The 20,899-nt window shown below is 70.6% G+C and carries 13 protein-coding genes and 2 pseudogenes; 5 read left to right on the forward strand and 10 right to left on the reverse strand.

Annotated features, from left to right (window positions below; genetic code table 11):
• Positions 1 to 131: 131 nt before the first annotated feature.
• From ACWCPF_RS39580 to ACWCPF_RS39610, 7 genes and pseudogenes are all read right to left on the reverse strand, one after another.
• Positions 132 to 653, reverse strand: coding sequence for a hypothetical protein (locus tag ACWCPF_RS39580; RefSeq protein ID WP_451049990.1), 522 nt, complete (start codon positions 651 to 653; stop codon positions 132 to 134).
• 91 nt (positions 654 to 744) lie between these two features.
• Positions 745 to 2,373, reverse strand: a complete 1,629-nt coding sequence (locus ACWCPF_RS39585; RefSeq protein WP_451049991.1) for an MFS transporter — start codon at positions 2,371 to 2,373, stop codon at positions 745 to 747.
• Positions 2,374 to 2,593: 220 nt separating this feature from the next.
• A complete protein-coding gene (locus ACWCPF_RS39590; RefSeq protein WP_451050018.1) occupies positions 2,594 to 2,788 on the reverse strand; it encodes an integrase in 195 nt (64 codons plus the stop codon).
• Positions 2,789 to 4,310: 1,522 nt separating this feature from the next.
• A pseudogene (locus ACWCPF_RS39595) lies at positions 4,311 to 4,694 on the reverse strand (transposase); the annotation flags it as partial.
• 452 nt (positions 4,695 to 5,146) lie between these two features.
• Entirely contained in the window at positions 5,147 to 7,432 is a 2,286-nt protein-coding gene (locus tag ACWCPF_RS39600; protein WP_451049992.1) for a hypothetical protein, read from the reverse strand.
• A 214-nt stretch (positions 7,433 to 7,646) separates the two neighbouring features.
• Positions 7,647 to 7,963 (reverse strand): annotated as a pseudogene (locus tag ACWCPF_RS39605) (hypothetical protein); the annotation flags it as partial.
• Between the two features lie 537 nt (positions 7,964 to 8,500).
• Positions 8,501 to 11,179, reverse strand: a complete 2,679-nt coding sequence (locus ACWCPF_RS39610; RefSeq protein WP_451049993.1) for a LuxR C-terminal-related transcriptional regulator — start codon at positions 11,177 to 11,179, stop codon at positions 8,501 to 8,503.
• Between the two features lie 184 nt (positions 11,180 to 11,363).
• On the opposite strand from ACWCPF_RS39610, the gene ACWCPF_RS39615 reads away from it, so the two are divergent.
• Positions 11,364 to 12,173: a PhzF family phenazine biosynthesis protein gene (locus tag ACWCPF_RS39615; RefSeq protein WP_451049994.1), complete on the forward strand. Its 810-nt coding sequence runs from the start codon at positions 11,364 to 11,366 to the stop codon at positions 12,171 to 12,173.
• Positions 12,174 to 12,193: 20 nt separating this feature from the next.
• Here ACWCPF_RS39615 and ACWCPF_RS39620 read toward each other — a convergent pair whose 3' ends face one another.
• Positions 12,194 to 12,994, reverse strand: coding sequence for a CPBP family intramembrane glutamic endopeptidase (locus ACWCPF_RS39620; RefSeq protein WP_451049995.1), 801 nt, complete (start codon positions 12,992 to 12,994; stop codon positions 12,194 to 12,196).
• Between the two features lie 186 nt (positions 12,995 to 13,180).
• On the opposite strand from ACWCPF_RS39620, the gene ACWCPF_RS39625 reads away from it, so the two are divergent.
• Positions 13,181 to 14,950 carry a substrate-binding and VWA domain-containing protein gene (locus ACWCPF_RS39625; protein WP_451049996.1) on the forward strand — a complete coding sequence of 590 codons (1,770 nt, stop codon included), beginning with the start codon at positions 13,181 to 13,183 and terminating at the stop codon, positions 14,948 to 14,950.
• A 353-nt stretch (positions 14,951 to 15,303) separates the two neighbouring features.
• On the opposite strand, the gene ACWCPF_RS39630 is transcribed toward ACWCPF_RS39625, so the two are convergent.
• Complete coding sequence (locus ACWCPF_RS39630) at positions 15,304 to 16,821, reverse strand: glutamate--cysteine ligase (protein ID WP_451050019.1); 1,518 nt, start codon at positions 16,819 to 16,821, stop codon at positions 15,304 to 15,306.
• A 579-nt stretch (positions 16,822 to 17,400) separates the two neighbouring features.
• On the opposite strand from ACWCPF_RS39630, the gene ACWCPF_RS39635 reads away from it, so the two are divergent.
• The 3 genes from ACWCPF_RS39635 to ACWCPF_RS39645 all read left to right on the forward strand — a co-directional run bounded on the left by ACWCPF_RS39635 (position 17,401) and on the right by ACWCPF_RS39645 (position 19,802).
• Positions 17,401 to 17,991 carry a hypothetical protein gene (locus tag ACWCPF_RS39635; protein WP_451049997.1) on the forward strand — a complete coding sequence of 197 codons (591 nt, stop codon included), beginning with the start codon at positions 17,401 to 17,403 and terminating at the stop codon, positions 17,989 to 17,991.
• Between the two features lie 350 nt (positions 17,992 to 18,341).
• Positions 18,342 to 18,530, forward strand: a complete 189-nt coding sequence (locus ACWCPF_RS39640) for a DUF5999 family protein (RefSeq protein WP_451049998.1) — start codon at positions 18,342 to 18,344, stop codon at positions 18,528 to 18,530.
• 225 nt (positions 18,531 to 18,755) lie between these two features.
• Positions 18,756 to 19,802: a LacI family DNA-binding transcriptional regulator gene (locus ACWCPF_RS39645; protein WP_451049999.1), complete on the forward strand. Its 1,047-nt coding sequence runs from the start codon at positions 18,756 to 18,758 to the stop codon at positions 19,800 to 19,802.
• On the opposite strand, the gene ACWCPF_RS39650 is transcribed toward ACWCPF_RS39645, so the two are convergent.
• The gene (locus ACWCPF_RS39650; RefSeq protein WP_451050000.1) at positions 19,799 to 20,866 is read right to left on the reverse strand and encodes an endo-1,4-beta-xylanase; all 1,068 of its coding nucleotides are present in this window, start codon (positions 20,864 to 20,866) and stop codon (positions 19,799 to 19,801) included. The two genes, ACWCPF_RS39645 and ACWCPF_RS39650, sit on opposite strands and share 4 nt — an antisense overlap.
• Positions 20,867 to 20,899 lie beyond the last annotated feature (33 nt).

Here is a 20,899-nt window from a genome sequence, read left to right on the forward strand (position 1 = left end):
CCAAAGAGGCGCGGGCCGGGCGAAGTCGGCAGCGCCCCGAAGGGGCGCGGGGAACTGCGCAACCAGCCACGATGGCGCTGCAGCGCAAAGACGGCGCTCCGCGGCCCATCTCGGCGCTTCCAGCGAAGCGCTCAGTGCGTCACGAGGAGCTTGAACACGATGATCAGCAGGCCGAGCACCAGGTTCACCGAGGCCGTCAGGGCAACCAGGCGCCATGAGGCCCCGGCGCGCCGGGCCGCGGCCGCGGACCAGCCCACCTGGCCCGCGACGGCGACCGTCAGCGCGAACCAGAGCGTGCCCTCCAGATCGAGGCCGAGCAGCGGGCTGACGGCCACGGCGAGTGCCGGGGGCACCGCCGCGTTGACGATCGGCCACTCCTCCCGGCACACCCGCAGCACGACCGGACGGCCCAGGCCCTGCTGCGCCAGCCGTGCCCCGAACAGCTGGGCGTGCACATGCCCGACCCAGAACACGACGCCGGTCAGCAACAGCAGCAGCATCAGCTCCAGGCGCGGGAACGACTCCAGCGAGCCGACGCCGACGACCACCGAGGCGGCCAGCATGGACCCGTAGACGCCGCCGGTGTAGTCGGTCGCGGCCCGGCGCTCGGCGACCTGCGCCGGGACCGCCGAACCGGGTCCCGTCCCCGCCATCGTGGCCTCCCTCGACGAGTCGGATGAGTCGAACGAACCGGAAGCGCCGGTGGCGCCGGTGGCGACAGAAGCGCCTCCGGCGCCGGGCGGCTCAGCGGTGCGATCCCGTCGCGTCGGCCGGCGCGCCGGTGCCGGGCCGCCTCGGGCGTTCGGCCTTCCGGGACGGCAGCTGCGAGGTGACCAGGAAACTGGCCAGCGTGATCCCGCCGGCGGCGAGGATCGCCGCCTTCAGACCGTCGAGCTGCGCCGAGGCGTACGAGTCCACGAGGACGTCGACCTCGGAGGGCGGCAGACCGGCGTCCTCGGCCGCCGTGCGCACCTGTTCGGTCGGGACGAAGCTGATCCCGGCCTCGAGCGCGACGCCGGTCTGCCGGCGGGTCTCCTCCGACAGCCGGGGATCGTCCGCCACCTGGGTGGTGAAGGCCTGGGCCAGCGCGCCGACGAGCAGCGATCCGATGAGCGCGGTGCCCAGCGCGGAGCCCAGGTTCTGGGCCGTGAACTGCAGCCCGCCGACCTCGCTGCGCTCGTCCTCGCCGACGCTGGACTGGACGACGTTGCCCAACTGCGAGGCGAGCAGGCCCATGCCCACCCCGAGCAGGGCCATCGCGCCGGCGAACTGCGCGTCGTCGATGTCGGGGTCGATCGTGGCCAGCAACCAGACGACGGCCCCGACCAGGGTCGCCAGGGCGAGCCGTACGATCCGGCGCGGCCCGGCGACCCGGCCCAGCCGGGCGGCGCCCATGGAGGCGGCCAGCATGGTGACCGACACCGGGAGCAGCCGCAGGCCCGTCTCGAAGGCGTCGAAGCCCTGCACGACCTGGAGGTACAGCGGGATGGTGAAGAACAGCCCCAACAGGATGAGGTTCTGGCTGAGCAGGCACATCAGGCCGGATCGCAGCGCGGGCCGGTGCAGCAGCGCCAGATGCACCAGGGGTTCGGCGCGCCGGGCCTCGCGGCGCCGCTCCCAGTGCACGAAGACGGCCAGCACGGCCACTCCGGCGCCGATGACGAACAGCGTGGGCGAGAACCCGAAGACGGTGAAGGGCGGGTTGCGGGGCTGCACCCAGCCCCAGGTCCCGCTCTGCAGCACCCCGAGCACGCCGAGCGCCAGGCCGGCCGCCGAGAGCGCGGCGCCCACGCCGTCGAGGTGGTGGCGCGGACCGGTCCGCGGGGACTCCGGGATCACCCGGCGGAAGCACAGCACGATCAGCACCACCACAACCTCGCCCGCGAACACGAGCCGCCAGGTCAGATACGTCGTGACCCAGCCGCCCAGCAGCGGGCCGACCGCGATCCCCGCGCCGGCCAGGCCTCCGATGACCCCGTAGGCGACGGCCCGGTCCCGCCCCCGGTAGGACTCCGCGACCAGCGCCGCCATGGCCGGCAGGACCATCGCGGCGCCCAGTCCCTCGATGACCGACCAGCCGAGCGCGAGGACCCACAGGGTGGGAGCGGCGGCGGTGAGGGCCGATCCCGTGGCGTAGACGACGAGGCCGAGCAGGAACAGCCGGCGGCGTCCGAAGATGTCCCCGAACCGACCGCCGATGATCATAAAGGCGGCCATGACCAGGGCGTACAGCGTGATGACCGCCTGAATGGCGGTCACCTCGGTATCGAAGTCCTCGACCAGTTGACTGATCGAGACATTCATGACGGACGTGTCCAGCACCATCAGGAACTGGGCGGTGCCCAGGACGCTCAATGCGCGCCAGCGATTCACATCGTCCACCTCGCCGAGTCGGCCCGGGACGCCAGAGGGGGTGGCGTCCGGCAGAGACCGGACGCCACCCCCATCGCAGCTCAAAGGCCCGTCCGGTACCTCACCCGCCACGGGCGAGATTGCTACCGCGCGGCCGTGTCCACGGACCGGCGGAGCTGTGGACAGGTCATGGCAACCTCAGCTCGCGTGCCCGGCGCACCGCGCCGGGAGTCGGCCACAATCAGGCCTGGGGAGAATCTGGGGAGTTTCGACTGGCAGGCTGATCGCCCTGCCTCCCAAGCAGTCCGTCGATGACGGTGCGCCCTTTACTGCCCGCCTCCGGCATGAAGTGGGCATAGTAACCAAGCGTGACGGTTGGCGAAGAATGCCCGAGCCATCGCGCCAGAGTCACCACGGACTCCCCTGACTCCAACATGATCGAGGCGTAGGTGTGTCGCAGCACGTGAAACCCATCCCTCGGTACCGCCTGCCACTGCCAACGTTTCGCCCCTTTTGGGTGCGGTGAAATGACGTCGGCCTTGGCCAGCGCAGGCTTCCACGTGTTGGTGTGAACGACTGGACTCGGCGGCGGACGTGAAGCACGCCTCTCGCGTAGTCGATGTCGTCCGGGCTCAATCCGAACATCTCGCCCTGACGGAGCCCGCAGCCCAGACCGACTACGACGGCGATGCGGCTTCGTGGGTTGATGAGGTCACGATTGCAGCGCCGTCTCCAACCGCCAAGCCTCACGGCGATCCTGCGGTGTCTTGGGCCACCGAACGGACTTCGCGTGCACGGGGTTCCTGGCGAGCCGCTTGTCATCAACGGCCTCCTCCAGAATGGAGGACAGTTCGGACAGGATGCCCTCTCCGTTCGTTGTTGTCCTGGGTCTTCGGAATACCCACCCTGCCAGGCACCCAGTGGTGTTCGATGTAGTCGGCCAGCGCGATGGATCCGTCGCACGGGTCCACGAAGTCGCTGCGTTCCTCGTCCGTGGCCGTTCGACGAAGCCACGCCTTGGCATCCTCCAGGGTGTCGAAGGAACGGTCCCGGACACCCGGTATGCCAGCGACCTTGTATCGCTTTCCTTTGCCGTAACGTGTGGTTCTTTCCCTTTACCCGAAAGGGTCGGGCTTGGGCCTCATTCCGCAGAAATGGCTCGCGCTTTCGAGGGTTGAACAAGGGCGGCCTCGCCTACCTTGCTGCCACTGATCTGGAAGCAATCCTCACCCTCGTATCTACGTCTCTGAGCCTACCCACGCCACCCCAAGTACCTCGGCCAGCACACGCGACCCCGCCGACGAACCGAAATGACGCGGCTCGCACAAGGCTGGAAGAACTGCGACAACGGCACCCCAAGCGCCTTTGAGTCAGCCATTCGGTGGGCCGCTGGACTGCGTCGGAGATCGGCTGCGCAACGCCGGACGGGGCTCCCTTGGTCTTGCCACGGGCGCGCCGGACTCAGCTACTTGAGCAGGGGATTTGTCACGCCGACGCGAGCACCCACTTCCGATGAGATGGCGGGATGGAGACAGCGTTGCAGCCTCGGTCGAGATACACCCGGTAGAACGTCATAGCCCCGACCGCGGCGTCCTCAACCGCGCATGACGGGGAGTCGGGGGCAGACACGCGCTGAGTCTCACCGGCTCTTGCCCGGTGCCGTTGGTACGACTGCGGTGCAGGACGGCAACGTTCCAGCGTGTCAGCCTGTGGAGTGTCCCAGAGTTCGGCGTCGTAGGAGATGCGCGGGTGCAATCGCCGGGAAGCGAGGAGGGCTCGATCACTGCGGCTGCTTAACCTCGATCTTGCATGACGGTCCGTCGGTTCTTCCGTCGGGCCGTTTCGCTGTTGTGGGTTGGCTGTGGGAATGCTGGTGGCCCGGCTGCCGCGTCGGGAGGGCGCCGGGTTCCACTGCTCCGGTCGGAGTTGCGCAGTTCGGAGGCACTCGAAGGTGCTGGTCAGCCTGGGTTCGGCAGGTCTTGGATCCGGTCGGCTGCTGCGCTGATCACGTCGGTCCAGGGCCAGTGCGCCGCAAGGCGGAGGTAGCGGCGGCGGCCGGTGGTAATGACTTGTGCGGCAGCTGAGAACATGCGGAAGCAAAGCTTTTTCGGTTCCAGGTCCAGGGCGAGCTGGACGATCTTCGGCCAGACCTGGTTCTGGCCGAAGCCATGCAGGGGAAGGTTGCGCAGGCCGGCGGCGCGGGCGTCCCGGATTCGGTCCTCGCAGCGGGCGCGCAGGCGGTGGCGCAGTTCGAGCCCGGCGATCGCCGCGCCGGGAGCGTTGGTGGCAAAGCAGGTCAGTCGCATGCCGTCGGTGAAGCGGAGTTGGGCTCCGCGCTGCGGGGCTCCTCGACCCGACCAGCCCGCCACTCGGCGTTCACTCCGGCCATTCTTCCTCTCAGAGGGCGGTTCGTAAGGTGATGTCCGATTCCGGCTCACGGGGGAGCAAGACCGGTGGTGGTGCGGCACGGTCCGCGCGCCACGGGGCACCTCGTACGTGACCCACTGATCCGTTCCTCGCCCTTCGCCGTCAATGGGCGCGGCGACGGATGACCGCTAGAAAGCATTGATCGCCCGAGCCCTGCGGAGAGTCCGCTCGCCAGCGGTCAGGGATTGGCAGAATGTGTGCCGTGTGGCCCCGGGCCGGTGCTGGTGGCAGCTGTCCCGAACTCCTGACCTGTGGCCGGTCATTGACGGTAGTGCGGTCGGCAGGGCGTCCAGGTCATTTGCGCAGATCGATCCTGGACGCCCTGTCTGCGTGCCCAGACGTACCGTCAGCGTCTGGGATGCCTCGGCTAGGCGGTCACGCAGCCGTCCCGGGTGCAGGCAGCGAGGGCCTTCGACACGTAGGTGGTGCCGCCGTCGTCGGACGCCCAGTAGGTGATCCGGACGTTCGTCGCGCCGCCTTCCACGGTGGAGAGGTCGATGGTCTGCGGTCCGAACGCCCGGTCGCCGCCGGAGGCGCAGTACTTGCTCGACGTGGCCCGGTGGCTCGACCCGTCGGCACCGGTGGCGACCAGTTCGACGTAACGGCAGCCGCTGGCGACGTGGTTGTTGCCCTCGAAGGTGACGGAGCGGTTCACCCAGGTCAGCGCCCCTGTGGCCACGCTGCTGCCGTACAACAGACGGAACTCGGTGACCGGGTCACGCAAGGAGTTCTCGCAGCTGTCCCTGGTGCATTGGACGACGCCCTTTGTCGCATAGGTGGAGCCGCCGTCCTCCGACACCCAGTAGGTGATCCGGACGTTGGTTGCGCCGCCCTCGACGCTGGAGAGGTCGATGGTCTGCGGTCCGAACGCCCGGTCGCCGCCGGAGGCGCAGTACTTGCTCGACGTGGCCCGGTGGCTCGACCCGTCGGCACCGGTGGCGACCAGTTCGACGTAACGGCAGCCGCTGGCGACGTGGTTGTTGCCCTCGAAGGTGACGGAGCGGTTCACCCAGGTCAGCGCCCCTGTGGCCACGCTGCTGCCGTACGACAGACGGAACTCGGTGACCGGGTCACGCAAGGAGTTGACGCAGCGGTCGCCGCTGTCCAGGGCCCGGGTGCACTGGACCACACCCTTCGTGGCGTAGGTGGTGCCGCCGTTGTCAGACACCCAGTACGTGATCTGCATGCTGGTCGCGCCGCCGGTCACGTCGGAGAAGTCGAGAGTCCCCTCGAAAGCGCGTGTACCGTCGTTAGCCTCCATGCCCACGCACAGCGGGCTCGACGTGCCCCTCCTCGTGGTTCCGTCGGCCGCCGAGGCGATCAGTTCGACGTATCGGCAGCCGCTGGCGACGAAGTTCCTGCCGCTGTAGATCACTGAGCGGTTGAGCCAGCGTACGTCCCCGGTGGCCACGCTCTTGCCGTAGGACAGGCTGAACTCGGGGAGCGCCTGCGTCGTGCCGTCCCAGTTGTCCGGGATCTGCGGCTTGAGGTCGGGGGACACCTGGTCGAAGACGCCCCAGTAGTACTGGCTCCATTCGGTGTCCGGTGTGCCGTTGTTCACATGGGTGAAGGCCTCCGCGCCGACCCAGCCCTGGAACTTCCCGGAGTCGTCGATGATTTGGAGCATCGGCCGCGGATGCGAGTTGTTCTCGTAGCAGTCGGCGCCTTGCGCGAGGAGCATGCACCAGTACTCCTCGGTGTTGCGCCGGCCGCCGCCGATCTCCGCGATATAGCGGGCGCGATCCTTGTCGGGGTTGGCGTCCGCTTTGGGGTTCTCGTCGCCCCTGCCGCAGCTAGTGCCGTGCTGGACGAATCCCAGGCACTCGGCGCCGTCGCATTTCTGCCAGGGGTTGGTCGGGTTGTCGCCCTGGGCCCCGCTGAACGTCCAGTTACCGCCCGACCACTCACGACCGAGCTGCTTGTCGTTGACCCTGACGAACGTGCCCCGGTATCTCGTGTTCCGGTATTCCCCTCCGGTGAGGAGTTCGTTCATGCTCACCCGCGAGCTCGAGTCGAGCGAGCTGGTGCTGCCGTACCCGACGCCGAAGGTGGCGTCGTAGTCGGAGAAGTCTTCGGACTGGGGGGCCTGCGCGTCCGGCTCGGCGTCGGTGCCCGTGTTGGTGTAGTACGTCGGGCTGGTGATGCGGGCCACGCCACTCGTCGACCCGAGCGCGGCCTCGAGGTTCCAGTGCTCGACGAGCGGCTTGTCGAGTGCGTGGCCGACCAGGTCCGTCTCCCAGGTCACCTTGAGCTTCCCGGCCTCGTAGCTGAACACGCCCCGGTATCCGCCCGTCGGATCGCCGTCGAAGCCGGCGACCGTCCTGACGTAGCAGTGGGGGACGGGGCCGTCACAGTTCGCCTTCACGGTGTTCACCCGCTTGGGCTTGCCGCTCTCCGTCCAGTACCAGTAGTTCGTCTCGACCGTGCCGTTCGTGTTGAAGACGTAGTAGCCGAGCCGGACCCAGTTGCCCGGATCCGTGTTGTCCTTGAGGCCTCCCACGGAGACGACCCAGTTCGGCTTGCCGCCGGGCAGTTGCGGGGGAGCCGCCTGCGCGGTGCCCGCCGTCACCAGCATCGAGGCGAGCACGGCGAGGACGCCGAGTATCGTGGCGACGCCTCTGCGTACACGATGTCTGCAGGGATGGTTCTCCATGATCTCCCGTTCTCTGCCCTCCCCGGCACGATCACCAGGGGTGGCATGTTCCGATCACCTTGAAGATCGAATCCTAGTGACAGCCACCAAAACCCGCGCAGATTTTCGTCTAGGGGGACGTCGCAAACAGGGACCTGAGAGGGGCGGTTCGTAAGGGGATGTCCGTTTCCGGCCGAGGTGGGAGCAAGGCCGCTGGTGGAGGTTCTGTCGGCTCTTGCTTCCTGGCGAAGTTGCCGGTGTCGGCCTCGGTGAGGATCCCGAGTTTGACCAGGCGTTTCAGCTTGGCGCGGGTGCCTTCGACGTCCTTCGGCAGCAGCTCGTGGCCGAGGGCTTCACATGCGTCCTTGGCCCGTAGCGGCCCGGTCGCGTGGGTTGAAGGCGGCATGGATGCGGGGGTAGTCCGGGTGCTCGGGCAGGCCCGGCGTGGTGGCCGGAAGCCGGTCGACAAGGCCGGTGACGGTCCTTGCGGGTGATCGCGAGGTGCCCCAGATGGGTCTCAGCCTCCCGCAACCCTGCATGCAGGTCGTCGATCTGTGCGCGAAGGTCGTCGGCCAGGACCGGGCGGCCACAGAGCCCTGACCTGGACTTACGCGCTCACCCTGGATGAACTGGACGCCCGTGGACGGTCTCTACGACATGTGCCATGTGGGACCGCACACGCAGGCGACTCCCCATAGGCGTCGCCCTTCCAACTGCCCTCCCTCCCGCGCACACGAAGCCACGGGACAGGAAAGATCCGGACCATACGCGGACCAACCGAGCCGCAAATCCCCACTCCCACACCATCACTGCAGTTCAGGGGCTTGCAAGCGCTGTACCACCAGCAGACCAAGAACCTGTCGGGTGGGTCCCTGTCCAAACTGCAGTAGTCACTCAGCGTGGCTACAGCAGCCCCTCAGGTGGACCCGTTTCCGAAGTCCCCCGGGCGGTGCCCAGGACGATCAGAGCCCGCCAGCGGGTCACGGTGTCCACCCCTCCATGGCAGCGGAGATGTCCGGTCGCCGCCTCACCCACCACGGGCGAGCCGCGGCGGCCGGACCCACTCGGTCACAGGTCATGGGTGAGACATCACAGCAGCTTCAGCTCGCGGGCCCGGCGCACGGCGTCGCCCCGGCGGTTGACCCCGAGCTTGCGGTAGGCGCTCTTGAGATGGGTCTTGACCGTGTTGACGGAGACGTAGAGATCGGCGGCGATCTCCTCCGTCGACATCATCAGGGCCAGCCTGCGCAGCACGTCGCGTTCGCGTCCGCTGAGCTCCTCCACGACGGGCGCGGGCGGGCCGTCGGACGGCGGTGCGCCGGGGGTCGGCCGGTCCGCGGCCGGTCCCCGCGGTGCGGCGGCGCCGAGGAAGGGGCGGATCCACGGTCCGGCCTCGATGAAGGGGCGGCGCAGCCCGTCGCGCCGGGCCTCGCGCAGTGCCCGGGCGACGAGCCGGCAGGAGGCGGCCGTGTCCCCCGCCTCGTGCGCCGCCTGTGCCCGCAGCAGCGTGGCCCGGACGGTCACGGCAGGCCCGCAGCGGCCCTCGGCGCGCACGGCGTCGAGCAGGTCGATCGCCGCCCCGGGCCGGCCCGCGGCAAGCTCGGCCCGCGCCGCGCCCACCGCCCAGGCGGGCTGCTCGTCGGACAGCTCCCGCAGCACCTCGACGGCCGTCTGCGGTCGTCCTTCGGCCAGATGCGCGGCGGACACGACGAGCGCCGTCTGTTCCTCCGCCCAGGGAGAGACCACGGCGGCCGGAACGGCCCGTTCCGCCGCCGCGAGCGCGGCCCGGGTGTCGCCGTGGGCCAGTCGCAGCCGGGCGGTGGCGATGGCCCGGCCCGCCTCCAGGACCGGGTCCCGCCAGGCGGGGTGCGACTCCACGGCCTCGTCGGCCTCGTCCAGGAGGGTCTGGGCCCGCCCGAGGTCGTTGCGGTCGACGGCGACGGCGGCCAGGACCAGCCGTCCCATGCCGGAGGCGGACGGCTGGGTCAGTCCGTACCGTTCCGTCTCGGTCAGCGCGGCCCGCGCCTTGCGTTCCGCCCTGCCGGGCCAGCCGTTGAGGTAGTCGATCAGCGCCAGCCGGCCCAGCGAGTCCTCGCGGGCGAGCGCCGTCGAGGCCCCTTCCGGCGCGCCGGTCACCCTCGTCAGCGCGGCGGAGGCGTCCTCGAACCGTCCGGCCCACAGCCGCGCCGAGCCCAGATGGGCCAGCAGGAGGGCGATGAGTTCGGGATGCCGGTCCAGCAGGTGGGCGGGGACCTGGTCGCGCAGCGACTCGGCCGTCGCCGCGGCCGTCTCGGCCCGGCCCGGCGCCCCGGTGAGCCGGGCGGCCAGCGCTTCGAGCAGGGCGCAGCTCAACCGGGCCGCGACCAGGCCGGACGCCTCGCCGTCGGGGCTCCACTCGGCCGCCCGGGTCCGTCCCGCCGTCAGGCCCGGTTCGGCCGTCAGGCCCTGTTCCGCGTGCCGCAGATGGGCCAGCCCGTGGTCGAGGTCGCGCCGGGACAGCTCGCGGGCGGCACGGACCAGATCGGTGGCCGGGCCCGTGGCCTCCGGTCCCATCCGGGAGAACAGCTCGGCGAGTTCGTCGGAGCGCAGGCCGGTGAAGAGCCGGCCGATGGCGAGGTCGTCGACCAGGGCGCCCGCGGTGAACTCCCAGTCGCCCGCGGCCGCGCCATGGCCCAGCGTCTCGGCAAGGGATCCCGAGCCGCGCAGCCAGTGCGCAGCCCGCTGGTGCAGTGCGGGCTCCAGGCCCGGCGAACGCACCCGCAGATGGGCCCGGAGGATCTCCCCGAACAGCGGGTGCAGACGGTACCGGTCCTGCCCGAGGTGTTCGACGAACGCGTTCTCGCGGCACAGTCCGACGAGGATGGGCTCGGCGTCGGCCCGCCCGGTCAGCGCGTTCACCAGCTCGGGACAGAACCGGTCGAGGACGCTGACCCGCAGCAGCAGGTCCTGCGTCTCGGGGGGCTGCCGCCGGAGCACCTCGGCCAGCAGGAAGTCGGCGACCGTGCTGCGGTCGGCCTCGAACTCCTTGAGATACCTCTCCGGGTCCGGGTTCTCCCGCGCGGCGAGGGCGCACAGCCGCAGGCCGGCGGCCCAGCCCCGGGTGCGTTCCACCAGCCCCTCGGTCGCGTGCGCCGGCAGCCGCAGTCCGTGCAGCTCCAGCAGCTCGGTCGCCTCCTTGGGGGTGAAGGCGAGCTCCGCGCCCCGGATCTCCGTCAGTTCGCCGGCCGCCCGGTAGCGGTGCAGCGGCAACAGCGGCTCGGTGCGGGTGACGAGGATCAGGCGCAGGCCGTCGCCCGCGTGGTGCACGACGAACTCCAGCTGCTCGGCGATCTCCGGGTCGGTCACCCGGTCGTACTCGTCCAGCACCACGATCACCGGCCGGTCGCGGGCGCTCAGCTCGGCGGCGAGCCGGGCCGGCAGCGTGGGCGGTACCCGGGACGCGTCCGCCGGGCAGCCGATCTCGTCGGACAGGGAGACGCCGGCGGAGCGCAGGGCCTGGAGCAGATACGCCCAGAGCATGCCCGGCCCCTGGCCCGCCGCGTCGGTGGTCAGCCAGGCGACGGGCCGCTCGCGCGCGGCGGCCCAGTCGGCGACGAGCAGCGTCTTCCCGGCGCCCGCGGCTCCGTTGACCATGGTCAGCGGAGTCCGCAGCGCCTGGTCGAGGTGCCTCACCAGACGCTCGCGGCGCAGGAACGTCACCGGCCGGGCCGGCACGACGAACCGCGTACGCAGAAACGGATCCCCTTGTGGGTCCCCTGGACCAGCCATGGCGCTCACCGCCCTGGTCGTCAGATCATGCGCGGCGCACGTCTCCAGGATCCCAGCGATCCGCTCCGGGCGCGCTGCGAGCGCGCCGCGAGGACGCTGCCAGCCCTCAGCGGCCTGCAAAGCAGGCCAGGACTCCCGGATTGGCCTTGGCCGCCGGCTCCGCCCGCCCTCTAGCGTCACGGGCATGCAGATTCGTATCGTCGACGCCTTCACCGACCGTCCCTTCGCCGGCAATCCGGCCGGGGTCCTGCTCCTGGACGCCTTCCCGGACGACGACCGGCTCCAGAACGTGGCCCTGGAGGTCAACCACGCCGAGACGGCCTTCGCCCATCCGCTCCCGCCGGGCGGCGAGGCGGACTGGGCGCTGCGCTGGTTCACGCCGGTCGCCGAGGTCGACATGTGCGGCCACGCCACGCTCGCCACGGCCCACGTCCTGCACACGACCGGCGCCCACCCGGGCCCGGTGCGCTTCGCGACCCGCAGCGGTGTCCTGGTCGCCACGCCCGCCGCCGACGGCTCGATCACCCTGGACTTCCCGACGGCCCCGCTGACAAAGGTCGAGATCCCGGCCGGCGTGGCCGAGGCGCTGGGCGCAGAGCCGCTCGCCTGCTTCGACACCGGTCCCCAGGTCGGGGACCTGCTGGTGGAGCTCGCCGACGAGAACGCCGTCCACGCCCTGCGGCCGGACCACAAGGCCCTGGCCGCCTACTCCAGCCGCGGCGTCATCGCCACCGCCCGCGCCGACGACCCGGACCTGGGCCACGACTTCGTCTCCCGCTGCTTCTTCCCGAACTTCGGCATCGACGAGGACCCGGTGACCGGCAGCGCCCACACCGCCCTGGCCCCCTACTGGTCCGAGCGGCTCGGCCGCACCGCGCTGACCGGCCTGCAGGCCTCTCCCCGCGGCGGCCGCGTCCGCACCGAACTGCGCGGCGACCGCACCCTGCTGAGCGGCCACGCGGTCACCGTCATCGAGGGCGAACTGCTCGCGTAGGAGGAAGCGGTACGGGGTGGCTACGGAAGGGGCAGCCACCCCACCTTCCCCGCCAGCAGCGCGTATCCGACGAAGGCCCCGATGTCGAGCAGGGAGTGCGCCACCACCAGCGGGCCCACCCGGCCCCAGCGCCGGTAGAGGTAGACGAACACCACGCCCATCACCATGTTGCCGATGAAGCCGCCGATGCCCTGGTACAGGTGGTACGAGCCGCGCAGCACGGAACTGGCGGCGAGCGCGGCGCCCGGCGACCAGCCCAACTGGCCCAGCCTGCGCAGCAGATAGCCGACGACGATGACCTCTTCGAGGATCGCGTTCTGCATCGCGGACATGATCAGCACCGGGAACTTCCACCACACCTCCGGCAGCGCCTCGGGCACCACCGTGAGGTTGAAGCCGAGGCCGCGCGCCGCCAGGTAGAAGGCGATGCCCGTGCTGCCGATCACCGCCGCGATCGCCGCCCCGCGGCCGAGGTCCGGCCAGGGGCGGGTGCGGTCGAAGCCGAGGGTCCGCAGCGTCTTCCCCTCGCGCAGCAGGAAGTGCGCGACGAGGGCGACGGGGACGAGCGCCGTGGCGATGCCGAAGAGCTGCCAAGCCAGATCGAGCCATGGACGGCCCGGCGCGGCCGAGGCGTTGAGGGTCGCCGCCTGATCCTTCAAACCTCCTGGTTTGGTCACCGATCCGACAAAACTGATCAGGGAGGACACACCGCTCGCACCGAGCGAAATCCCCAGCACGAGCAGCGTCTCGTCCCTCAGGATCCGCCGAGAGGGCCGATCCCGCGGACCCGAATCAGCCACCGACCCCGCCTCCACCTGCACACTTGCCTCCAGTTGCATAAAACCGCCGCATACCCACCCCGGTCTCGCTAGGGTCTCGAAAGAAGTTACGAAGATCGTGCGTGACAGACCGTCGGGGGGACGGGCGCCGTACGGGGCGTACCTCCCCTTCGCAGGCCGCACGGCGGAAATCCGCCATGGGAGTCGACCGGGAGGGGCACCACCGTCATGGGACGTCACAGCTTGCCCGATGAACGCCGGGCGGGCGGCAGCGACCCCCGTCCTCGCAGACGCCGTCGCACGGTCGCCCTCACGACCGCCCTGATCCTCACGGTCGGCGGGGGCGCCACCGCGGCCGTGCAGAGCGGTCTGCTCTCCTTCGGCTCGTCCTGCCGCGACCACCCGGTGCGGCTGACCGTGGCCGCGTCCCCCGATCTGGCCCCGGCGCTCACGGTCGCGGCGAAGCAGGCCCAGGACACCGGCCTGACCTCCGACGGACAGTGCCTCGCGATCACCGTCACGGCCCACGAGTCCGCCAAGTTCGCCGAGACCCTGGCGGCGGGCAAGGACGCGGGGGCGCAGGTGTGGGTGGCGGACTCCGACCTGTGGGTGCAGCGGATCACCGCCGACCGCAAGGCGACCCAGGTGACCTCGGTGGGCAACGTGGCCTCCACCCCCGTCGCGGTGGCGATGGTCCCGACGGCGGCGAAGGCGCTGGGCTGGCCGAAGAAAACGTACGCGTGGCCGGAGCTGGCCGCCGCCACCCTCCAGGGCAGCCCGCTGCGGCTGGGCGCAGCCGACCCGGCGCGCAGCGCGACCGGTCTGCTCGCCCTGACCCAGGTCGGCGCCGCCACGGCCGGCTCGCAGGCCGGCGCCACCCGGACCGCGGCCCTGATGAAGACGCTGTCCCAGCGCACCTCGGACACCGACGCCCAGGTCCTGGACACCCTGCCGCGCGACACCTCGGGCGCCGAGCAGGACAACCCGAAGCGCAACCAGGCGGTCGTGATCACCGAGCAGGCCTCGTTCACGCACAACGCCTCCGCTGACGCGGGCACCGGCCTCGACCTGTTCTACCCGAAGGACGGCTCGCCCCGGCTCGACTACCCGTTCACGCTGGTCGACAAGACCCGGCTGACCACCGACGAGAGCCGGGCCGCGATCCGGTTCATGAGCTATCTGCGCCGCCCCGAGCAGCAGAAGATCCTCCAGAGCCACGGCTTCCGCACGTCCGACTACGACGTCCCGCAGACGGTCGTGACGGCGGCCGGCGGCAGCAGCCCGCAGCCGTTCTCCGAGCCGGCCGTCCGGCCCGCCGCCGACACGGCGGTCGAGGAGACCCTGGGCGCGTGGACGATCACGGTGCAGAGCGCCCGCCTCACCACGGTCGTCGACACGTCCTCGTCGATGTCGGAGCCGGTCCCCGGCACGGGACGCTCACGGATGGACGTCACCAAGGCCTCGCTGCTCCAGGCCCTCGCCACGTTCACACCGCAGGACGAGATCGGGCTCTGGGAGTTCTCCACCAAGCTGGACGGGGACAAGGACTACCGCGTCCTGGTGCCCACCGAGCCGCTGGGCGCGGCCGCGAGCGACGGCGGTACGCAGCGCGACCGGCTGTCGTCCGCCTTCGGCGGCCTCGCCCCGGTCCCGAACGGCGCGACCGGCCTGTACGACACCACTCTCGCCGCGTACCGGCAGGCCACCTCCTCCTACGTCCAGGGCAAGTTCAACGCGCTGGTCGTCCTCACCGACGGCGTCAACCAGGACCCGGGCAGCATCTCGCGGACCACCCTCCTCGCCGAACTCCAGAAACTCGCGAGCCCCCGGCGTCCCGTCCCGCTCATCATGATCGCGGTCGGCCCGGACGCGGACCGCACGGAGGCCGACCAGATAGCCAAGGCCACAGGCGGCTCAGCCCAATCGGTCACCGACCCCTCCCAAATCCACACAGTAATCCTCAAAGCCATAGTCGCAGCAGCAACCCAAACCCCTTGAACCCCAGCCCCGTGGAGCCCCCAAGGGCCGCAAGGAACCGCCCCCCCCAGGGGCGCGAGGAACTGCGCGCCCAACCCCCACCGAGCCGCACCCAACACCCAACCCCACACCCACCCAAGGGGCGCAAGGAACTGCGCGACCAGCCCCCACCCACGGGCAGCCGACACTCAACCGACCGCCCCCAGGGGCGCGAGGAACCGCGCGCCCAACCCCCACCGGGCCGCACCCAACACCCAACCGCACACCCCCAAGGGGCGCGAGGAACTGCGCGACCAGCCCCCACCGACGGGCAGCCGACACTCAACCGACCGCCCCAAGGGGCGCGGGGAACTGCGCAACCACGCAAACACCCCTCACCGCATCGCAACCCGCTCAGGCAACCCCACCGGCCACGCATGCACCGGCTCCCCCAGATGCATCAGCTCCGCATACCTCCGCGTCGTAGCCGCCAACGCCGCATCCCGCGACAGCCCCGCCTCCACCGCCCGGTGAAACGTGGCGACCTGCCAGGTCGCCCCGTTGGCCCGCCGCCGGCACCGCTCCTCGATGACCCCGAGATACAGATCGCGATCGGCGGGCTCCACCCCCCACCCGTCGAGCCCCGCCTCGGCCAGCGGCAACAACTCGTCGCGGACGAGACTCACCGCGTCCACCTCGACCACACCCCCGAGCCGCCCCCGGCGCGGCCACTGCAGCCGCGCATCGATCCCGTACCGGCACGCCGCGTCGAAATTCGCGGCGGCCGCCTCGAACGGCAGCCGGGACCACACCGGCCGGGCCTCCGCGGCCAGCGACCGGACGACGCCGTAGTAGAACGCCGCGTTGGCGATCACGTCGGTCACGGTCGGCCCGGCCGGCAGCACGCGGTTCTCCACGCGCAGATGGGGAACGCCGTCGGCGATGCCGTAGACGGGCCGGTTCCAGCGGTAGACCGTGCCGTTGTGCAGGACCAGCTCGGCAAGCGAGGGCACCCCGCCCGCGTCCAGCACCTCCAGCGGCTCCTCCGCGTCGCAGATCGGCAGCAGCGGCGGGAAGAAGCGCAGGTTCTCCTCGAACAGCTCGTACGCCGAACTGATCCAGCGCTCCCCGAACCAGGTCCGCGGCCGCACGCCCTGCGCCTGGAGCTCCGGCGGCCGGGTGTCGGTGGCCTGCTGGAACAGCGGGGGCCGCGACTCCCGCCACAGCTCATGTCCGAACAGGAAGGGCGAGTTGGCGCCGACGGCGATCTGCGCGGCGGTGACGGCCTGCGCCGCGTTCCACACCCCGGCGAACCGGTCGGGCGTCACCTGCAGATGCAGCTGCACGGAGGTGCAGGCCGCCTCGGGCACGATCGACTTCGAGGTGCACGACAGTCGCTCCACCCCGTCGATCTCCAGGACGAAGTCCTCTCCGCGGGCGGCCACGATCTGGTCGTTCAGCAGGGTGTAGCGGTCGACGTCGGAAAGGTTGGACGTCACCAGGTCGTCCCGGTCGAGAGTCGGCAGAATACCGATCATCACGATTCCGGCATCGACCTCTCCCGCCTTTCGATGGGCATATGCCAGTGACGTACGGAGTTCCTCCGCGAGCCGATCGAAAACCCGACCGCCCAATCGGTGTGGGGCTATGTTGACTTCCAGGTTGAACATGGCGAGTTCTGTTTGGAAATCCCGGCTCGCGATTCTTTCCAGAACTTGACCGTTCAGCATTTTCGGCAGACCGTCCGCGCCCGCGAGATTCAGCTCGATCTCGAGCCCCATGAGGTTCTTGGGGCGGTCGAAGCGCTTCTGGGCCAAGAGCCGCTCGAGCCCCGTCAGACACCGCCGGAGCTTGTCCCGGTAGTGCTGACGATCGGACAGGTCGAACGCGCCTGCCACGACCTTCTCCCCCATCGAAGCGTCCCTCCTCGCATGGGCGGACCGGCGATCTCGGCCGCCGGACGTCCGGGTCAGGTCCGGGTCAGGGGGAATGATGCCCAGCCCGGCCGATCGATAACGTCCCCCGTCGGGCACGGCACCCGCTACGCTGACCGAAAGCCGTCGGAGGCTACCGGTGGCACATTCACCGGGCATGCGGCCGGGCGCCTTTTCCGGAACTCGGCAACTCGTGAAAAACTCCGACGAGAATGGGCCGACCGCTACGCGCGCATAACCCGAGGTCACCGCTGCGCGGCCCACGCTGAATCGGGATGATTCACACGTATCGCCGACCGGATGAACCCTTGCCGAGTGTCCCGCGATCGACTAGACGAAACACAGTCTGAACACGTGTCGTATAAACTCCGCGAACAAGGCAGAGAAGGTTGGCGCCCACCGTCGAAGGAGCCTGTCGTCGAGATGACGGCAGGCCGCTCGCGCACCCCGGGCATCCTCAGACCGGCCGCTACCTCTCCGACCCCCGAGAGTTGGCTGACAGCGCCGTCCGCCCACGCCCTCGCGCCACCGTGCCTGTCGAATGAGAGGCGACCCACCATGCCTTTGCTGGTCCCCCCGGCTCCCGCGCCCGCACTTCGCTCCGTCCTCACGGCACTCGGTTCCCCCACCGCGGTCCGCGAGGCTCGTACGCCGTCCCTGCGCACCGCCCAGGGAGACGCCACCCCCGAACTCCCGCTGCCCCTGCACGTCCTGGACGGAATCACCCCGGAAGGCGCGGCCCAGACCCGGCTGGCCGGCTGGCGCTTCCTGATCCGCTGCGGCGACCGCGCCGTGGCCGCAGCCGAGACCCGGCTCACCCCGGACGGCTGGGCGTTCTCGCACTTCTTCGAAGGCCCCTACATCGCCTCCACCGAACGCGCCCTGCGCCAGGCCGAGTCGGCCGCCCAGCCGTACCAGGCGCGCCTGCTGTCGGTGCCCGGCCTGTACATGCTCACGCTCTGGCTGCACGGCGACAGCGCCTCGGACGGCGCCACGGGCCATCCCGCCCCGACCGACCTGCTGGTGCCGCTGGCCCCGGCGCCGCCCGGCATCGCCGCCCATCGCGCCCACCGCGTCGCCGAGTTGCTCCCGGTGCTGACCCTGCGGACGACGCCCGCGCCCCCGCCGCTGCTCGGCTCGCCCGCCTGATCCGCCCGACCCCGTACCCCGACCCCGTACCCCGTCACCGCGGCCCCGGCGACGGGGTACGGTGCCGTCCACCGACGGGATTTCCTCCCGCGTCCGGCCCGGACTAGCCTGATCCGACCACCAGGAACCACCCGAAGTGACAGTGCGGTTGAGCTGAACCGCCCGCCCGGGTGACGCGTCATGAACCTGTGAGAGGCGGTGCCGCGAAATGCCTGCGGATCGACCTCCGTGGGGCAACACTGGTTCCGAACGACTTATCACAACGGGGGGCGGCCATGAACGACGTTTCACGCCGCGGGACAGACACCACGACCACCTCACACGACACGCAAGAGCGGAAGTTCCCATCCATGTGCCAACACCAGCCACCGTGCCCGACAGCGACCTCGGCCGACCGGGAGTCCGCCCGCCTCACGGCGCACCACCCGGAGCAGGGCTGGAGCCTGCTGTGCAACGGCGTCCTGCTCTTCGAGGACACCGGTGAGCTCCTGCCGGACGGCCGGGTCATCGCCCCGCACCGGGTCGTGAGCGCCGCCTGAGCAGCACCCGGACGGCGCGGGACCGCCGTCCGGAGACATGAGGGGCCGGCCGCAGCCATCGCACTGCGAACCGGCCCCGACGCGTGTCCGGGGCCGCTCACTCCCCGTAGTCCCGCGGTTTCTGCGCGATGCGGGCCCGCGACGTCTTCCCAGGACAGCGCGTCTTCCGGAAGACTTCTGGAAGTTTCGGCGCGGCGTCCGGAACGCGGCGACGGAGGTGCGGAAGTGACAGCGGAGGATGCGGCGCCTGTGTCGCGGGGCAAGGTCACGATCACGGAGATCGCCCGCCAGGCCGGCGTCTCGGTGCCGACCGTGTCCCGGGTGGTCAACGGCCGCTCCGACGTCTCCCCCCGGACCCGGGCCCGGGTCGAGGACCTGCTGCGACTGCACGGCTACCGCAAGCGCCCCGCCGCCTCCCCCGCCCGCGCCTCCCTGCTCGACCTGGTCTTCAACGACCTGGACAGCCCCTGGGCGGTGGAGATCATCCGAGGCGTCGAGGAGGTCGCCCACGCGGCCGGCGTCGGCACGGTGGTGTCGGCGATCCACGGCCGCTCCGGCGACGCCCGCGAGTGGATGCGCAATCTGCGCTCCCGCGCCTCCGACGGCGTCATCCTGGTCACCTCGGCCCTGGAACCCACCCTGCACGAGCAGTTGCGCATCCTGGGCGTCCCGCTTGTCGTCGTCGACCCCATGGGCTCCCCCGCCGCCGACACCCCGACCATCGGCGCCGCCAACTGGGCGGGCGGCCTCGCGGCCACCGAGCACCTGCTGGCGCTCGGCCACCGCAGGATCGGCCTGATCGCCGGCCCGCCCCGCCTGCTGTGCTCCCGCGCCCGCTTCGACGGCTACCGGGCCGCCCTGGAGGCGGCCGGCCTCGGCCTCGACGAAACCCTCGTCGTCCCCGGCGACTTCCGCCCCGAGTCGGGCTTCACCGGCTGCACCGCCCTCCTCGACCTGCCGGAACCCCCGACCGCGGTGTTCGCCGCCAGCGACCAGATGGCGCTCGGCGCGATCGAGGCGCTGCGCCGCCGGGGCCTGCGGACGCCGGAGGACATGAGCGTGGTCGGTTTCGACGACCTTCCGGAAGTCCGCTGGTCGGCCCCGCCGCTGACCACCGTCCGCCAGCCGCTGGCCGACATGGGCAAACTCGCCGTCCGCACGGTCCTGAGCCTGGCCCGCGGCGAGCGCCCCGACTCGCCGCGGGTCGAACTGGGCACGGAGCTGGTGATCCGCGCCAGCACAGCACCACCCCGCGACTCGGGTCGGCTCTAACTCAACGCATCCCGAATGGCCCGGTACGCGGGCTTCGGCACGAGCTGCTCGTCCCAGGGCAGCGCGGCGCCCTGGCCCGGGAAGAAGGCCGGAATCCACGAGTACTTGTCGGTGTAGTCCCAGAGCGTGATGCCCACGCACCGCCGCACCGCGAGGCACGCCTCGGTCAAGTCCCGGTACCAGTCGGCCTGTTGGTCCAGCTTCTCATCGGTCGCGGGCAGCAGCATCCGTACGTCGACCTCGGTCAGCGCGGTGTCCAGGCCGAGCCGGGCGAAGCGGCGGAGGTTGTCCTCCAGGGTCGTCGGATAGCCGTACTGCAGGGCGAGATGGGCCTGCAGTCCGATGCCGTCGAGCGGGACGCCCTGCGCCTTCAGTTCCTTGGCGAGGGCGTGGTAGGCGTCGCTCTTCGGACCGACGGCCTCGATGTTGTAGTCGTTGAGGTACAACTTGGCCTTCGGGTCGGCCTGGTGGGCCCAGCGCAGGGCGTCGGCGATGTAGCCGGGGCCGAGCGTCTTGTAGAAGATCGTCTCGCGGTAGGTGCCGTCCTCGTTGAACGCCTCGTTGACGACGTCCCAGGCATAGACCTTGCCCCGGTAGTGGCGCACCTCGGTCTGGATGTGGTTCTTCAGAACGGCGCGCAGTTCGTCCGCCGTCCACTGTCTGCCGGTCAGCCACCCGGGCAGCTGGCTGTGCCAGACGAGCGTGTGGGCGCGGACCTTCTGGTGACCGGCCCGTGCCAGGTTCACGATCTCGTCGCCGGCCGTCCAGTCGAAGACGCCCTGCTGCGGCTCGGTGGCGTACCACTTCATGCCGTTGCCGGGGGTGATCATGTCGAACTCGTCGCCGAGGATGCTGGTGTAGGCGGTGTCGGTGAGTTCGGGGTTGTCCGTGGCGCTGCCGAAGTAGCGGCCGTGGCGCTGCGCGAGGTCCGCGAGGGTCGTCCGCGGCTTTCCGTGCGACGGTTCCTCGTGCGCCTGCGCGGCCGGTCCGCCGACGACCCCGGCGACGAGGACGGCGACGAGGGCCCCGGCGAGTCCGAGCCGGGTGCGGGAGCTGACGGGCATGGTGCGACTCCTCACGTTCAGTGGGTTAGAGCC

Source organism: Streptomyces sp. NPDC001858, assembly GCF_053594615.1.

Excerpts from the sequence above, each read along its gene's own strand:
- ACWCPF_RS39580 (WP_451049990.1), bottom strand. The coding sequence starts at position 653 with ATGGCGGGGACGGGACCCGGTTCGGCGGTCCCGGCGCAGGTCGCCGAG.
- ACWCPF_RS39590 (WP_451050018.1), bottom strand. The coding sequence starts at position 2,788 with ATGTTGGAGTCAGGGGAGTCCGTGGTGACTCTGGCGCGATGGCTCGGG.
- ACWCPF_RS39600 (WP_451049992.1), bottom strand. The coding sequence starts at position 7,432 with ATGGAGAACCATCCCTGCAGACATCGTGTACGCAGAGGCGTCGCCACG.
- ACWCPF_RS39610 (WP_451049993.1), bottom strand. The coding sequence starts at position 11,179 with ATGGCTGGTCCAGGGGACCCACAAGGGGATCCGTTTCTGCGTACGCGG.
- ACWCPF_RS39615 (WP_451049994.1), top strand. The coding sequence starts at position 11,364 with ATGCAGATTCGTATCGTCGACGCCTTCACCGACCGTCCCTTCGCCGGC.
- ACWCPF_RS39625 (WP_451049996.1), top strand. The coding sequence starts at position 13,181 with ATGGGACGTCACAGCTTGCCCGATGAACGCCGGGCGGGCGGCAGCGAC.
- ACWCPF_RS39630 (WP_451050019.1), bottom strand. The coding sequence starts at position 16,821 with ATGGGGGAGAAGGTCGTGGCAGGCGCGTTCGACCTGTCCGATCGTCAG.
- ACWCPF_RS39635 (WP_451049997.1), top strand. The coding sequence starts at position 17,401 with ATGCCTTTGCTGGTCCCCCCGGCTCCCGCGCCCGCACTTCGCTCCGTC.
- ACWCPF_RS39640 (WP_451049998.1), top strand. The coding sequence starts at position 18,342 with ATGTGCCAACACCAGCCACCGTGCCCGACAGCGACCTCGGCCGACCGG.
- ACWCPF_RS39650 (WP_451050000.1), bottom strand. The coding sequence starts at position 20,866 with ATGCCCGTCAGCTCCCGCACCCGGCTCGGACTCGCCGGGGCCCTCGTC.